This is a genomic window from Marinilactibacillus psychrotolerans (genome assembly GCF_900101525.1).
Lineage (GTDB): Bacteria > Bacillota > Bacilli > Lactobacillales > Carnobacteriaceae_A > Marinilactibacillus > Marinilactibacillus psychrotolerans.
The window spans coordinates 75,330-90,688 of sequence record NZ_FMZD01000007.1; the positions used below are offsets into that span (position 1 = coordinate 75,330).

Sequence of the window (15,359 nt, forward strand, 5' to 3'; positions counted from 1 at the left end):
GAAATCTAGTAGGTTGATAGTAAATAATAATAGAAAAAGAGGTGATCAAATGGCGGAAGCAATGGATATCGTTTCAATTGCTAGACAAACAGACCGCATCACAACTACGGAATTAATTGAAGCAATCTTTGATGATTTTATTGAACTACATGGAGATCGTTCATATAAAGATGATGCTGCAATTGTGGGGGGTATCGGTATGCTAAATGGTCAACCTGTAACAATTATCGGTAACCAAAAAGGTCATGATTTAGAAGAAAATTTAAAAAGAAACTTTGGATCACCACATCCAGAAGGCTACCGGAAATCTTTACGATTGATGAAGCAAGCTGAAAAGTTCAATCGACCAATCATCACTTTTGTAAACACTTCTGGTGCCTATTGTGGTGTAGAAGCTGAAGAACGTGGTCAAGGAGAAGCATTAGCAAAGAACCTGCTTGAAATGAGTGATCTTTCTGTCCCAATTCTTTCGATTATAGTCGGTGAGGGAGGGAGTGGTGGAGCCCTTGCTCTTGCTGCGGGAAATAAAGTGTGGATGATGGAATTTTCTATCTATTCTATTCTTTCTCCAGAAGGATTTGCTTCGATACTCTGGAAAGATTCCAAAAGGGCTGGAGAAGCCGCAGAAATAATGAAGCTGACGTCATATGACTTGCTTGAATTAGGCGTAATTGATCGCATCATCTATGAAGAAAAAGAGGGCGAGAAAATTAGTTATGCCCAATTGCTAAATTCGTTAAAAGAGGATATAGAAATTGAGATCAAACAGTTAACCTCCAAATCAAAAGATCAATTAATTGAGCAAAGATATAACAGATTCAGAAAATTTTAACAATAAACCGATTTGAGTTTCTCTCATATCGGTTTTTATTCTTTTCTATACTATTTCAATAAAGATTTGACGGTTTATTCTTTGTACTTATAATAGTACAAGAAAGAAGGGAAATAATGGGAGAAAAAATCGAATTTCCAAATAATTATTCAATGTATCTTAAAAATGCAGAAATACAGCTAAAGAAAAACGAACCAATTAAAGCTCTACATTATATAGAATTAGCTTATGCAATAAACAAAGAGCTGAATATCAATGCGTTTTATGTATCTGTTTTGGTACAACTAGAGAGGTATGAGGAAGCTTTAGAAATTTTTGAGGATTTTAAAGAGATAAATATCAAGAAAATAGAGCACCTTTCACTTTATGTACACTTGCTTATCAAAAATCAACGATTTATTCAAGCAGAAGCTTTTTTAGCTCAATTAAAAGATACAGGACAAATAGCGAAAAAAGAATTAATGCATATGGAAAAGTTATTAGAAAAAGAATTACAAATAGAAGAGCAGCAACGTATGCATAAAAAAAATGAATTAAAGAAGAAATTGTTTGCTCTATCTGATTTAGCTAGAGAAGAACAGTTAAAGATTGTCGATGAAGTAAGTCTGCTAAGTTCGGATGAATTGGCTAGAGCAATTCCTTTTGTTATGAATAATCCTTTTGTTGATTCGCTTGCCAAATCATTTTATTTACAAAATTTGGTTTCACTTAATGTAGATATTAACTTTGAATTTGAAACTTTAGGAATTTCTAGGAGTATCAATCCTGCTAAATTGAATACCTTCAATGAAGAACCTATGGTAGTGGAGATAAATAGACAGCTAGATATACAGCTTGAGAAAAATCCTAGTATGTTAATGTCGATTAAACCGGAACTTAATTTTCATTTGTTAAAAATGTATCCTTTTGCAATGGAAATTGTAGATAATCCAATTAGATGGGTGGAATTATATATCTATCGCTATTCTCACGAGTCAGAAGAATTTAATTATGATTTAGAGTTTTCTTCTAGTGAAAAGAAGATGATGGAATGGATAAAAAAATTAGGCGAAATAGAAAGTTAACTTATATAGTTATTGTTTACTTTTTCATATAACTATTGTATGATAAGCTAGTATGCGCAACGTGCTAAGTGATTTAAATGCCCGTATGCACTCTTATTTTTTAGGATAAATGTATTACGAGATTCAACTTGAACTAATTGTTGTTATTAGACAATCGTTCTTCACTTATTACAGATAAAAAAGAAATTCGGAGGGTAAATAATTATGACAACTAATTTTGAGAAAACAGGAGCTACTTCTGGTCGTTTGACTTTTTCAATCGACCAAGAAACAGTTAAAGATGGACTAGATAAAACATTTAAAAAAGTTCAAAAAACACTTAATGTACCAGGTTTCCGTAAAGGTCGTGTTCCTCGTAAAATGTTTAACCAAATGTATGGTGAAGCAGCATTATATGAAGATACTTTAAACGATTTACTACCTGATGCTTACTCTAAAGCAGTTGAAGAAGCTGGTATTGAACCGGTTGCTCAGCCAAATATTGATATTGAGTCAGTTGAAAAAGGACAAGACTGGAAATTAATAGCAGAAGTTACTTTAAAACCAGAAGTTGAGCTTGGAGAATATAAAGGACTTGAAGTAACAAAACAAGACCGTGAAGTAACAGAAGAAGCGGTTGAAAAAAATCTTGAATCTCGTCGCGAAAACTTAGCTGAATTAACAGTTAAAGAAGATGCAGCAGAAGAAGGCGATACAGTGGTTATTGACTTCGAAGGTTTCAATGATGGTGTAGCATTTGAAGGTGGAAAAGGCGAAAACCATTCACTTGAATTAGGTTCTAATTCTTTTATTCCTGGATTTGAAGAGCAACTTGTAGGAATTAAAGCTGGAGAAGAAAAAGAAGTCACAGTTACTTTCCCAGAAGAGTATCAAGCTGAAGATCTTGCAGGAAAAGAAGCCGTATTTAATGTTAAAGTTCATGAAGTAAAATCAAAAGAACTTCCAGAGCTTGACGATGAATTTGCTAAAGATGCAGATGAAGATGTTGAAACTTTAGATGAATTGAAAGCTAAAATCCGTGAAAATCTTGAAGAAGGTCGTGAAAATTCTGCTAATGATGCTCGTGATGACGAAGCAATCCGTAAAGCAGTATTGAATGCTAAAATCGAAGAGATTCCTCATGAAATGGCACATGACGAAGTTCACCGTCAAATGGATATGTTCCTGAATAACCTTCAACAACAAGGTATTTCTGCAGAAATGTATTATCAAATGACAAACTCTTCTGAATCTGATCTTCACAAACAATTTGAAGGCGAAGCAGAGTTCAACGTTCGCACTAACCTTGTATTAGAAGCAATCGTTGAAGCTGAGAATCTTGAAGCGAATGAAGAAGATATCGAAAAAGAAATCAAAGATTTAGCTGCTCAATATAACATGCCAGAAGAACAAGTACGCAGCGTATTATCTGTGGATATGTTAACGAAGGATATCTCACTTAAAAAAGCAATTGATTTAATTACATCAACTGCTAAAGAAACATTAGAACCTACTGATTCAAAAGATACAGCAGAATAATTTTAACGGCTTTAGTTGATATAAAATGAAAAAGGGGGATGCTGTAGTAGCATTCCCGTTTTTTATAAACGATTAGTGTCTAAAGCCAACCTATTGGCAAGCACAAATGTTCTATGTTACTATATAAAATGTTAAAAGATTTTAGGAATTGAGGTGAACCTGCCTATGTTTGACAATGATGAGGAACAATCAGGTAATATCTCTTGTTCATTTTGTGGTAAATCACAAGATCAAGTGAAAAAAATTGTCGCAGGTCCAGGAGTTTATATTTGTAATGAGTGTATAGATTTATGCAAAGAAATTATGGATGAAGAATTTAATAAGCAAGTTTATGCAGATGACACTGAAGTTCCAAAACCCCAAGAGATTCGTTCCATATTAAATGATTATATTATAGGACAGGATGCTGCGAAAAAAGCATTATCTGTAGCAGTTTATAATCATTATAAACGTGTAAATAATCTTTCTGACCAAGATGATGATATCGAATTGCAGAAAAGTAATATCTGTCTTATTGGTCCAACTGGTTCTGGTAAAACATATCTAGCACAAACTTTAGCTAGAATATTAAATGTACCTTTTGCGATTGCAGATGCTACTAACTTAACTGAAGCAGGATATGTAGGAGAAGATGTTGAAAATATTCTACTCAAACTTCTTCAATCTGCGGATTATGATGTGGAACGTGCACAGCATGGTATTATTTACGTGGATGAAATCGATAAAATTGCTAGAAAATCAGAAAACGTATCAATCACCAGAGATGTTAGTGGTGAAGGCGTTCAACAAGCATTGTTGAAAATTCTTGAAGGAACAACAGCTAGTGTTCCACCGCAAGGCGGTCGCAAGCATCCGCATCAAGAATTAATCCAAATTGATACAACAAATATCTTGTTTATCGTTGGTGGTGCTTTTGACGGAATTGAGACCATGGTCAAAAATCGTTTAGGAGATAAGGTTATAGGCTTTGGTGCTTCAAATACACGTAAAGGTTTTGCTGAAAATGCAAGTATGATGCAGCAAATTATTCCTGAGGATTTACTGAAATATGGTCTAATCCCAGAATTTATTGGTCGTTTACCGATAACGGCTGTTTTAGAAAAATTATCAGAAGATGATTTAGTACAAATTCTTACTCAACCTAAGAGTGCTCTCGTTAAACAATACAAAAAGTTACTGCAAATAGACAATGTAGAACTAGAATTTGAAAAAGAAGCATTAAGAGGAATTGGTAAAAAAGCGATTGAACGTGATACTGGAGCACGTGGGCTTCGATCAATTATAGAAAGTATAATGATGGAAATCATGTTTGAAGTTCCTAGTCGTGAAGATATTAAAAAAGTCATCATTACTGAAGAAGCCGTTGAAGGATCAGGAGATCCATTCTACTATAATAATGAGGGCGAATTGATCAGTTAATTTATTAAAATAATTTCAAAAACAGTATCTCTTTGTTTGGAGAGATACTGTTTTTTTGTATATTTTACAAAACATTTGAATATATTTAACTTTAGTATTTGTCATATAACTGTAAAGATTGGAAGACAGATGTCATAAAAACCAAAGAAATTCTTTTAAATCATCTAAATTATGATATACTTATACAGGATTATATTTAAAGTGTGTAAATTTAACGTTAGGAGAAAATAATATGGATATCAATAAAATTCATTATGCAGAAATTACAATCAGTGCAGTTTCTCCAAAACAGTATCCCGATGATGGACTACCTGAGGTTGCTTTAGCTGGCCGTTCTAATGTTGGCAAGTCTTCGTTTATCAATGCTATGGTAAATAGAAAAAAACTAGCAAGAACATCCGGTAAACCAGGTAAAACTAGGACATTGAATTATTTTAATATTGAAAATGAGTTGTTCTTTGTCGATGTTCCAGGATATGGATATGCTAAAGTATCTAATGCTGAACAAGAAAAATGGGGAGAAATGATGAATGTTTATTTTTCTAGTCGAGATGAACTTTCATTAAGTATCTTGCTGGTTGATTTAAGACACCATCCGACAGAACTAGATGTTCAGATGTATGATTTTTTAAAGTATTATAATCTTCCAGTATTAGTTGTTGCAACAAAAGCAGATAAAATAAAGAAATCTAAACGTAATAAACATATTAACCAAGTCATTCAGACTCTTGAACTAGCGACAGAAGATAAAGTTATGGTGTTTTCTGCTGAAACTAGAGAAGGAAGAGACGAGGTCTGGAATGAAATACTTGCGAGTACAAGGAATGATTCTATTTGAAAATCTTAATGTATGGAGTAAATAAGGACACTGTTTCGATTGAAGACATTGATAAATATACATTAAACGAAAGCCAGAAAATAAGACATTTGCATGATATCAAAAAATTTGATGGTGTAGAAGAAGTCTGTATACTATCTTCTGAAGTTCGTAGTGAATACTATTTAAACGTTGATGAAACAGTCTTCAAACATGGAGATCTTTTAAGGTATTTATCTGCATTTACTGGTAAGCCACTGAAAGAGACCATTTTAGAAACATATAGTAAGTTTAATAAAGATGTAGTAAATCATCTATTCACGATCGTTAGTGGAATGGAAGCAAAGCCTAAGGGTTCGCATACTACGCTTCAACCAGTAGAAAAGGCATTGGATTTAGGATATAAAGAGAAAACTATAGGAATTATGATAAAAGATCTTTTTAAAAATGCGATTAAATTCTCAAGAAAAATGAGATTGTCCGAGATAATGAAGCCTCTCTATTGTGCTCAGCCATCTAGAGCGATTGATCTGCTTCAAAATTCGTTAGGTCAATTAGATGACAAGAAATGTGTATTATTTGGTAACGGTTATGATGTACTCCATATAGCTAAATTATTGTTAACATTAAATATACAGTCTTTAACCATTGCTAATGAAGACAGTGCTGATAGTACAGAAATGATTGATTCATTGAGAGAATGGATCGATTTAACAATAGATGGTCCAGTTTCTACTAGATTGCATGCAGCAGATTTGTTATCTGTAGGTTATAGATTTTCGAATGCTGATGGAATAGTTTTTTCTCAATCTTTTAATAATGAGTGCTTGAACCAGGAATTATTTGAAAAGGTCGAAACAATCAGGCAGACCATGAAAAAACAAATAATTGTTGATTTTAATCAAATTAACCGAGATCTATTCAATATGCTTGGTCATTTAGTTAGCTATACTTCTATTGAAAATGAAAACACAAAAGATTTTACAGAGCATGAATTGAATCAAGCTGATATCTTTTTTGATGAAAACCTAATAAACGAAACAGAAAAGTTTATGGGGAACTATCAACTGCTTAATGAGAAACATGCACAAGAAAATGTAAATAAATGGAGTTCACTACATCAGCCGGTTGGGACTGAAAGAATTCGTAAATCCATGACATGATTTTTGTAATATGATTAGCTCGAACATTTCGGGCTTTTTCATTTTCTTATTTAAAATAGCAGTTTCAAAACGCGGGCATGACCCGCTTTTATTATGCAGTCTTTTAAGAATATTAGTAAATCATTCCGCAATAGTGTAAAATAAAATTAAGAGAAATGTACAGGAGAGAAGGATTAATACATGTCGATGTTTTTAGATCAAGTAACTGTCAATGTCAAGGCAGGTAACGGTGGAGATGGAATGGTTGCTTTCAGACGTGAGAAATACGTACCTGATGGTGGACCAGCTGGAGGAGACGGCGGAACTGGTGGAAACATTATTTTTGTTGTTGACGAAGGGTTAAGAACCTTAATGGATTTTAGGTACAACAGACATTTTAAAGCAAAAAATGGTGAAAATGGTATGTCTAAAGGAATGCATGGACGAGGTGCAAAAGATTTGTTTGTCAAAGTCCCACCTGGAACTATTGTAAAAAACGCAGAGACCGGTCAATTGTATGCTGATTTAGTCAGCCATGGACAAGAAGCGGTAATTGCTAAAGGTGGTAGAGGCGGAAGAGGAAATATAAGATTCGCAACTCCTAGAAATCCGGCACCCGAAATTGCAGAAAATGGTGAACCAGGAGAAGAAAAAGAAATTGAATTAGAATTAAAAGTATTAGCAGATGTTGGTCTAATCGGGTTTCCTTCAGTAGGGAAATCAACATTGTTATCAGTTGTTTCAGCTGCTCGACCTAAAATTGGAGCATACCATTTTACAACAATTGTACCTAATTTAGGAATGGTGGAAACAGAAGATGGAAGAAGTTTTGTCTTAGCAGATATGCCGGGACTAATTGAAGGTGCTTCTCAAGGAGTAGGATTGGGAATTGAATTTCTACGTCATATTGAACGTACAAGAGTATTGCTTCATGTAATTGATATGAGCGGAATAGAAGGTCGAGTTCCGATAGATGACTACGATACGATTAATAATGAATTAAGAGAATATGATTTAAAATTAAGAGAAAGACCACAACTTGTTATAGCAAATAAAATGGATATGCCTGACTCTCAAAAAAATCTAGCAGAATTCAAAGAAAAGATTGAAGAGTCCGGAGAAAAAATTGAGATATTTGAAGTTTCTGCCATTTCTCAAAAAGGGTTAACAGCAGTATTAACTAGAACGGCTGATCTGCTTGAATCTACTCCAGAATTTCCATTATATGATGAGGAAACAAACGAAGAAGAAAGAGTATTGTACAAACATACTCCTTCAACAGATCACTTTAACATTCTTAGAGAACCAGATGGCACATGGGTATTGACTGGACAAAAACTAGAGAAGTTATACAAAATGACAAATTTTGCGCACGATGAATCAGTTATGCGTTTTGCTCGTCAAATTAGAGGTATGGGAATTGACGAGGCATTAAGAAAGAAAGGTGCTAAAAACGGTGATATTGTGCGTATCGATTCATTTGAATTTGAATTTGTAGAATAATAGTATGTAATGAATTGTATGAAAAATAATGAGACACAATTAGAAGTCGAGGATAGTTATGGATTTATTATTTTTAGGAACTGGATCAGGTGTGCCAGCTAAACATAGAAATGTTTCAAGCATTGCTTTAAAATTACTAGAAGAACGAAATAGTATCTGGATGTTTGATTGTGGTGAAGCCACCCAACATCAGATATTAAATACAACCTTGAAACCGCGTAAAATCGAGAAAATTTTTATCACACATATGCATGGAGATCATATTTTTGGATTACCTGGTATGCTGAGTAGTAGAGCATTTCAAGGAGGCGAGACTCCTTTAACCATTTATGGACCCAAAGGAATCAAACAGTATGTGTTATCTAGTTTTCGGTTTTCAGCATCACACATTAAATATCCTATTAACTTTATTGAATTTAATGAAGAGGGAGTTATATTTCAAGATAATCAATTTAAGGTTATAGTAAAAAAATTAAAACATGGCATCCCTTCTTATGGCTTTAGAATTGAAGAGTCAGATCATGAAGGGACCCTATTGGCTGAAAATTTAAAAGATTTGGGTGTTCCCTTCGGGCCTCTTTTTGGGAAACTGAAAAACGGTGAAACTGTAACTCTTCAAGATGGAAGAGTGATAGACGGGAAAAATTATATTGGACCAACCCAAAAGGGCAGAATAGTCACTATATTAGGCGATACGCTTAAAACCGATAATAGTATTGAGTTATCCAAAGATACAGATGTATTGGTTCATGAAAGTACTTTTAATCATAGTGATATTAAACTTGCTACTAGCTATAACCATTCAACAAATGTCCAAGCCGCTATGGTAGCTAAAGAAGCGAAAGCAAAAATGTTGTTATTGACTCATATTAGTGCTAGATATCTCACTAAAGATGTACAAGCACTTCAAAAAGAAGCCAGAGCGGTTTTTAAGAATACGCACGTAATGTATGATTTGAAAGAAATAAATATTCCACTTGAGAAAACAGGAGCTGAATATTAAATGAATGATTTGTACGGAAAAATTGTGATGATCACCGGAGCATCTTCAGGAATTGGTGAATCTTTGGCTTATGAAGCCGCAAAAAAAGGTGCGACACTTATTTTATCGGCCAGAAGAGAAAACAGACTCAAAGAAGTGAAAGAGCAATGTAATAAAATTAGTACCTCTGACGTTTATGTTTATCCTTTAGATATGTCTGACCCTGATGCAATTGAAGAAACAATGGTAAAAATCGAAAGCAGCGTTGGTAAGATCGATGTACTAATCAATAATGCAGGTTTCGGTCATACTGAAGAATTTATCGCTTATGATTTAAACAAAGCTGAAAACATGTTCAGAGTAAATGTATTAGGGGTAATGTATTTATCTCAACTTGTTGCGATACAGATGGCTGATAGGAAAAGTGGACATATTATTAATGTTGGATCCATTGCTGGTAAGATTGCCACTCCAAAATCTGCGGTGTATTCCGCTTCGAAATTTGCTGTTATTGGGTTTAGTAATGCATTAAGGTTAGAGTTGAAACCTTTAAATATTAAAGTAACGACTATTAATCCTGGTCCAGTTGATACAGCCTTTTTTGATGAATTTGATCCTTCTGGCAGCTACTTGGAAAAAATCGGTGCATTTGTCTTGACTAGTGAAGAAGTTGCTAAAAAGACTATTAATATTATTGGTACAAATAAAAGAGAAGTTAATCTACCATGGAGTTTAGGAGTGGCAGCTAGATTGTATTCTTTATTTCCCTCATTAGGTGATTATCTTATTCTTAGCCAATTTGATAAAAAATAAAACATAATCAATGCAGTTTCTTATTTAAAATGGTATTCTTCTAATAATAAGTTTGTAAAAGGGGATATAATATCATGAAAAAACAATGGAGTTTTGTAGGGGCATTTATATTATTATTTATTGGAGCCGTATTATCTGTCTTAAATGTAGATCCAGTTCCAGTTAACTTTTATTTTGCAACATATGAATGGCCATTAATCATCGTAATTTTAGGATCTATATTGTTAGGTGCGTTGATTGCCTCATTGCTTTCGACCATGAAGATCTATCAAGAAACTAAGATGCGCAAAGATGCTGAAAAAACTGCTAGTACAGCTGATGAAAAGGGAAATGAACGAGTTAAAGAGTTAGAAAATAGATATGAAACTCAAATAGATCAGCTAAAAGAAGAGTTACGTCAAAAAAATACAAAAATTCAAGAATTAAATAACTCGAACAATAATACAATAAATTCTGTACAAGAGTAATATTATTAGTAAAGAAGGACGGGAGGACGTATGAATAAAGAAAAAGTTGCTATATTAACAGATTCTGGTGCAGATGTTCCTGAAACTATAAAAGATCAATTTGATATAAAAGTAATTCCATTAAAGATAATATTTAAAGATGGAGAATATATTGATAAGCTGAATATTACTGCAGAAGAAGTTTATAAACGTATGAGTAAAGAGATTCCAAAAACTTCTTTGCCTGATGGAGAAATGATTAAAGGCATTTTTGATGAAATCAAATCAGAAGGATATGAGAAAGTTATTGCTATAACGATATCAAGTGGTTTAAGTGGTACAAATAATATGGTACGAATCGTGGCAGAAGATTATAAAGACTTAGATGTTTTTGTGCTGGATACTAAGAATATTGGTATAGGATCCGGATTATCCGCTGTTAAAGCTGCCTTTCAAGTAGACCAAGGGATACCATTTGATGAAATAAAAGCTAATTTACAAAAAGGAATAGAAAAAGCAAAAGTATATTTTCACGTTCCCACACTAGAATATCTCCAAAAAGGAGGTAGAATTGGATTAGTCCAATCAGTTTTGGGGAATGTTATGAATCTTAAACCAATCATTACTTGTAACGATGAAGGAATTTATCATACTGTTGCAAAAGTTCGTGGTAAAGCAAAATCAGTTAATAAGACAATTGAATTAGTTGAAAAATATGCAGCTAAATCTAATAAATATAACTTGGCTGTTGCTTATGGTGGAGAAACTGCTTTAGAAGAAGCCAAATCTGTTCGAGAAGTATTGAAGAAGAAATTACCAAAATTCGAACATTTCTTTTTCGATCAAGTTAGCCCTGCGCTAGGTGTCCATACAGGCCCAGGACTAATCGGAATAGGTGTCCAACTTTTAGACGATTAATAAAAGTAAAAGCAAGAGCAATGGATTTGCATTAACCATAGCTCTTGCTTTTTTTATTGTAAGTAAATTATTTCCAAGGAGTGAAATTATTGAGCTTTAAGCAAAGAAAAAAATGGATTATTAATTCAGAATTTGATCAAAAAAAAATCGATTTATTATCCGAAGAACTAGATGTTTCTCCTTTGTTTGTTAAACTCTGTTTAAATAGAGGGCTGCATTCTAAAGAAGAGATCGAACGTTTCATAAATCCAGATGAATCATGGTTCCATGATCCTTTTCTATTGTATGATATGGAAAAAGTAATTGAAAGAATAACAAGTGCAATTGAAACTGGGGAAAAAATCATGATTTATGGAGATTATGATGCAGATGGTGTTACAAGTACAGCAATTTTATATGAAACAATTGAAGCAATTGGCGGAAATGTAGAATATTTTATTCCTAATCGCTTTGTTGAAGGGTATGGTCCGAATAAAGAAGCTTTTGATACTTTTCTTAATAATGAAACAAGCTTAATTATTACTGTGGATAACGGAGTAGCTGGACATGATGCTATTCATTACATACAAGATAAAGGTGTAGATGTTGTTGTCACAGATCATCATGAACTTCCTGAAACACTGCCAGACGCTTATGCCATTATTCACCCCAATCATCCTAAGGGACATTATCCTTTTAAAGATTTATCAGGAGCGGGAGTGGCATTAAAAGTAGCGACTGCTTTATTAGGGGATTTTCCGGCAGAACTGCTAGATTTAGCAGCGATTGGAACGATTGCTGATCTTGTATCTTTAAGAGATGAGAATCGAGCAATCGTTAGCTATGGCCTTAAAGCTATCAGACAGACTCAAAGAATCGGTATACTAAGTTTATTTGATACATTAGCTTTGTCCTTAAAAGAAGTGGATGAAACCACTATTGGATTTAAAATTGCTCCACCAATCAATGCAATAGGCCGTATTGAAAATGCAAGTCCTGTTGTTGAATTACTGACAACATTTGATGAAGAAAAGGCTTCAAAAATTGCTGCTCTTCTTGAAAATAAAAATAAGGAACGTAAAACAATTGTTTCTGATATTTTTGTTGAGGCGATGAATCAGTTAGTAGGACAAGAGGATTCGCTTGTTAATATCCTTGCCAAAGAAAATTGGCATCCTGGAGTTCTGGGAATAGTAGCAAGTAAAATCGTTCATGAGACAGGAAAACCGACTATAATCTTGAATATAGATTCTGAAACGGGAGAAGCTAAGGGCTCTGGGAGAAGTATCAAAGCTTTCAACTTGTTTAAGCATTGTAACGATGTGAGGGGCTTGTTTAGGCATTTTGGAGGACATCATATGGCGGCAGGAATGACTTTGCCAATTGAAAATATCAGTGTATTGCATGAAGCACTTAATGAAGCAGCAAAAGCTATTCAAGAAACCACAGATTTTTTTGAAGAAATTGAAATTGAAGAAGAATGTGCGATAGCAGATATTAGTTTGGAAGCAATCAAAGAAATTGATTCTTTAAAACCTTTTGGAACAGAAAATCCAAGACCAGCATTTCTATTCTCGAATGTTCATCCGGTGGAGTCACGAGCCATAGGGGTAGATCATGCGCACTTGAAGCTGAAAGTCAGTCAAGAGGATTCACTTTTGGACATTATTGCTTTTAATTATGGTGGAAAAGCCGAAGCATTAAAATCAGATTCAAGTGTATCCGTAGTAGGAACCTTGGAAATCAATGAGTGGAATGGAAATAAAAAGCCACAATTACAATTAATGGATTTGGATTTTCAAGAGGCGGTTATTCTCGATAAAAGAACATCTGAATTAAAAAAATCTGATTTTTCTATTAAGCATGCCACATATGTATTCTTTAATAAAAAGAATTATGCTAAATATAGTAAATATGTAACAGAAGAATCACAAGTATTTCTGATAGAGAATATAAAAGATGCAGAGGATTTAAAATTAAACACATCTTCTGTATTGGTAGATTGTCCAGATTCGCTGGAGCTCTTAAAGTATACTCTTGAAGGTAATAAAGAACATGAACTGTATTGCATATTTTATGCTAATGAGAATAACTATTTATTAGGAATGCCTTCAAGAGAGCAATTTACAAAGTTATACAAATTTCTTGCTAAGCATAAAAGTATTGATCTTAAAGAAAAAGGAGCATTACTTTCTAAATATTTAAATTTTGATAAATCTATTTTGAAATTCATAATCAGGGTGTTTTTAGAGGCGGGATTTGTTACAATAGAAGACGGGCTGCTTAATATAAATGCAGAAGTCAAGAAAATGGATGTAGCTGATACACAAGTCTATAAACAAAGAAAAGAAAAAATCAAAGTTGAAGAATTGCTGATTTACAGTTCGTTTAATGAATTGACTAAACTGCTTAAAAGCTTAAATCAAATTCCGATCGAACAATAAAGGAGAGTAAAAATGAATTTAAAAGATTTTGTTGCTGATGTTCCTGATTTTCCACAACCAGGTATCACTTTTCGAGATATCTCACCACTCATGGCTGATGGAAAGGCCTATGGAGAAGCAACTCAGCAGATTGTGAATTATGCTAAAGATAAAGAAGTAGATATGATTGTTGGACCTGAAGCGAGAGGGTTTATTGTAGGGTGTCCAGTAGCTTTTGAATTGGGTATTGGATTTGCTCCTTGCCGTAAAAAAGGTAAACTACCTAGAGAAACGATTGAAGTTAGCTATGGTCTTGAATATGGTAGCGATGCCTTGCAGTTACACAAAGATTCTATTAAACCCGGACAAAAAGTATTAGTTTGTGATGATTTACTTGCTACCGGTGGAACAATAGCTGCTACGATTGAGTTGGTTGAAAAACTTGGCGGAGATGTAGTGGGAACAGCATTTTTTATTGAATTAAAAGATTTGAAGGGTAGAGATAAAATCAAAGGGTACGATATTTTTACTTTAATGGAATATTAATCATTTTAAAAAAGTGTTGGGTCAGTCTTAACGGATTTATACAAATCCGTTAAGAAACTGATTCAACACTTTTTGTTAGGGTTTATGAAAATATATAGATAGTTAACCGTCTTGCGATCTAGTTTGAATAACGTCAATATATGTTTTACTAAAAAGAAAAATAAAGAGTTACTTGCTTGAATAGCAAATTGATTATGCGATTTTTTCATAAGAATAATATAAAACGTCCATTTTCAACTAATTTATTTGTTGAAAATAAATTAAGAAGTTTAAAATAATTAAAGAAACTAGTATAAGTATAGGAATTAATTTTTGTTTATCTAACGAACGGATATCTTGTTTTTCTATTTTATAATTAGGGTTAGCTCGTTTGGTCTGATAATTACTATTCGTACTCATGAAGCTACCATTGGGTAGATTAAACAAGAACAAAATAAAATAGATGATACCAGCTATTAAACTTACGTGAGTATTCCAGACGAAGTGGGCAATGATTCCTAGAATAATCGGAACAAACATTAATAAGAGCAAATTGATATTTTTATGATTCAAATGAGTACTCCTTTTTTATAGATTAATCCAACTGATCAAATAGTGATTTTGGAATTGGTTCGTTCTTTATGCTTTAAACCCCATTCATGCATGGCATCTAAAATTGGTTGAAGCGTTTTTCCATATTTAGTTATCGAATACTCTACACGCGGAGGAACTTGTGCATATACTTTACGTATTATGATTTCTTGAGATTCTAATTCTCGTAATTGTTTGGTCAACATTTTTTGAGTAATTTTAGGTATGGCTTTTTTTAGTTCACTAAAACGCATAGGGCTCTCTGCTAAGAGGTTTAAAAGAATAATAGGTTTCCACTTACCAACTAAAATATCAAGCGATTCGTTTACTTCGCAGAAATCCGGATTTAAGTTCGTCATATGTTCACACGTCCTATAGTATATTTTG

The 15,359-nt window shown here is 33.4% G+C and carries 15 protein-coding genes; 13 read left to right on the forward strand and 2 right to left on the reverse strand.

From position 1 onward, the window contains the following. The first annotated feature begins 49 nt into the window (after positions 1 to 49). The 13 genes from BLT22_RS05400 to BLT22_RS05460 all read left to right on the forward strand — a co-directional run bounded on the left by BLT22_RS05400 (position 50) and on the right by BLT22_RS05460 (position 14,402). Positions 50 to 832: an acetyl-CoA carboxylase carboxyl transferase subunit alpha gene (locus BLT22_RS05400; protein ID WP_371861799.1), complete on the forward strand. Its 783-nt coding sequence runs from the start codon at positions 50 to 52 to the stop codon at positions 830 to 832. 116 nt (positions 833 to 948) lie between these two features. Beyond that, positions 949 to 1,896, forward strand: a complete 948-nt coding sequence (locus BLT22_RS05405) for a tetratricopeptide repeat protein (RefSeq protein ID WP_091761426.1) — start codon at positions 949 to 951, stop codon at positions 1,894 to 1,896. Positions 1,897 to 2,100: 204 nt separating this feature from the next. Continuing rightward, on the forward strand, positions 2,101 to 3,414 hold the full coding sequence (gene tig / locus BLT22_RS05410; protein WP_087057112.1) for a trigger factor: 1,314 nt from the start codon (positions 2,101 to 2,103) through the stop codon (positions 3,412 to 3,414). A 165-nt stretch (positions 3,415 to 3,579) separates the two neighbouring features. After that, positions 3,580 to 4,833, forward strand: a complete 1,254-nt coding sequence (gene clpX / locus BLT22_RS05415; protein WP_091761428.1) for an ATP-dependent Clp protease ATP-binding subunit ClpX — start codon at positions 3,580 to 3,582, stop codon at positions 4,831 to 4,833. A gap of 232 nt (positions 4,834 to 5,065) precedes the next feature. Beyond that, positions 5,066 to 5,671 carry a ribosome biogenesis GTP-binding protein YihA/YsxC gene (gene yihA, locus BLT22_RS05420; protein ID WP_087057110.1) on the forward strand — a complete coding sequence of 202 codons (606 nt, stop codon included), beginning with the start codon at positions 5,066 to 5,068 and terminating at the stop codon, positions 5,669 to 5,671. Next, positions 5,668 to 6,813: a glutamyl-tRNA reductase gene (locus tag BLT22_RS05425; protein ID WP_091761430.1), complete on the forward strand. Its 1,146-nt coding sequence runs from the start codon at positions 5,668 to 5,670 to the stop codon at positions 6,811 to 6,813. The genes yihA and BLT22_RS05425 overlap by 4 nt, the downstream gene beginning before the upstream one ends. A gap of 180 nt (positions 6,814 to 6,993) precedes the next feature. After that, positions 6,994 to 8,295, forward strand: a complete 1,302-nt coding sequence (obgE, locus tag BLT22_RS05430) for a GTPase ObgE (RefSeq protein WP_280525129.1) — start codon at positions 6,994 to 6,996, stop codon at positions 8,293 to 8,295. A 58-nt stretch (positions 8,296 to 8,353) separates the two neighbouring features. Beyond that, positions 8,354 to 9,298, forward strand: coding sequence for a ribonuclease Z (rnz, locus tag BLT22_RS05435; protein ID WP_091761432.1), 945 nt, complete (start codon positions 8,354 to 8,356; stop codon positions 9,296 to 9,298). Next, positions 9,299 to 10,090, forward strand: coding sequence for an SDR family NAD(P)-dependent oxidoreductase (locus BLT22_RS05440; RefSeq protein WP_087057107.1), 792 nt, complete (start codon positions 9,299 to 9,301; stop codon positions 10,088 to 10,090). It begins immediately after the preceding gene. 74 nt (positions 10,091 to 10,164) lie between these two features. Next, positions 10,165 to 10,557 carry a LapA family protein gene (locus BLT22_RS05445; protein ID WP_091761434.1) on the forward strand — a complete coding sequence of 131 codons (393 nt, stop codon included), beginning with the start codon at positions 10,165 to 10,167 and terminating at the stop codon, positions 10,555 to 10,557. A gap of 30 nt (positions 10,558 to 10,587) precedes the next feature. Beyond that, positions 10,588 to 11,454, forward strand: coding sequence for a DegV family protein (locus BLT22_RS05450; RefSeq protein WP_091761436.1), 867 nt, complete (start codon positions 10,588 to 10,590; stop codon positions 11,452 to 11,454). Between the two features lie 89 nt (positions 11,455 to 11,543). Then, positions 11,544 to 13,877 carry a single-stranded-DNA-specific exonuclease RecJ gene (gene recJ / locus BLT22_RS05455; RefSeq protein WP_091761438.1) on the forward strand — a complete coding sequence of 778 codons (2,334 nt, stop codon included), beginning with the start codon at positions 11,544 to 11,546 and terminating at the stop codon, positions 13,875 to 13,877. 12 nt (positions 13,878 to 13,889) lie between these two features. Continuing rightward, the gene (locus BLT22_RS05460) at positions 13,890 to 14,402 is read left to right on the forward strand and encodes an adenine phosphoribosyltransferase (protein ID WP_091761440.1); all 513 of its coding nucleotides are present in this window, start codon (positions 13,890 to 13,892) and stop codon (positions 14,400 to 14,402) included. 237 nt (positions 14,403 to 14,639) lie between these two features. Here the strand turns inward: BLT22_RS05460 and BLT22_RS05465 are convergent, their stop codons facing one another. Together BLT22_RS05465 and BLT22_RS05470 are read right to left on the reverse strand one after the other, a co-directional pair. After that, the gene (locus tag BLT22_RS05465; protein ID WP_091761442.1) at positions 14,640 to 14,954 is read right to left on the reverse strand and encodes a hypothetical protein; all 315 of its coding nucleotides are present in this window, start codon (positions 14,952 to 14,954) and stop codon (positions 14,640 to 14,642) included. A gap of 35 nt (positions 14,955 to 14,989) precedes the next feature. Continuing rightward, positions 14,990 to 15,331, reverse strand: a complete 342-nt coding sequence (locus BLT22_RS05470) for a winged helix-turn-helix transcriptional regulator (RefSeq protein WP_087057101.1) — start codon at positions 15,329 to 15,331, stop codon at positions 14,990 to 14,992. Positions 15,332 to 15,359: the final 28 nt, after the last annotated feature.

Coding starts and splice junctions, on each gene's coding strand:
- BLT22_RS05400 (WP_371861799.1), top strand. CDS start 50: ATGGCGGAAGCAATGGATATCGTTTCAATTGCTAGACAAACAGACCGC.
- BLT22_RS05405 (WP_091761426.1), top strand. CDS start 949: ATGGGAGAAAAAATCGAATTTCCAAATAATTATTCAATGTATCTTAAA.
- tig (WP_087057112.1), top strand. CDS start 2,101: ATGACAACTAATTTTGAGAAAACAGGAGCTACTTCTGGTCGTTTGACT.
- clpX (WP_091761428.1), top strand. CDS start 3,580: ATGTTTGACAATGATGAGGAACAATCAGGTAATATCTCTTGTTCATTT.
- yihA (WP_087057110.1), top strand. CDS start 5,066: ATGGATATCAATAAAATTCATTATGCAGAAATTACAATCAGTGCAGTT.
- obgE (WP_280525129.1), top strand. CDS start 6,994: ATGTCGATGTTTTTAGATCAAGTAACTGTCAATGTCAAGGCAGGTAAC.
- rnz (WP_091761432.1), top strand. CDS start 8,354: ATGGATTTATTATTTTTAGGAACTGGATCAGGTGTGCCAGCTAAACAT.
- BLT22_RS05440 (WP_087057107.1), top strand. CDS start 9,299: ATGAATGATTTGTACGGAAAAATTGTGATGATCACCGGAGCATCTTCA.
- BLT22_RS05445 (WP_091761434.1), top strand. CDS start 10,165: ATGAAAAAACAATGGAGTTTTGTAGGGGCATTTATATTATTATTTATT.
- BLT22_RS05450 (WP_091761436.1), top strand. CDS start 10,588: ATGAATAAAGAAAAAGTTGCTATATTAACAGATTCTGGTGCAGATGTT.
- BLT22_RS05460 (WP_091761440.1), top strand. CDS start 13,890: ATGAATTTAAAAGATTTTGTTGCTGATGTTCCTGATTTTCCACAACCA.
- BLT22_RS05470 (WP_087057101.1), bottom strand. CDS start 15,331: ATGACGAACTTAAATCCGGATTTCTGCGAAGTAAACGAATCGCTTGAT.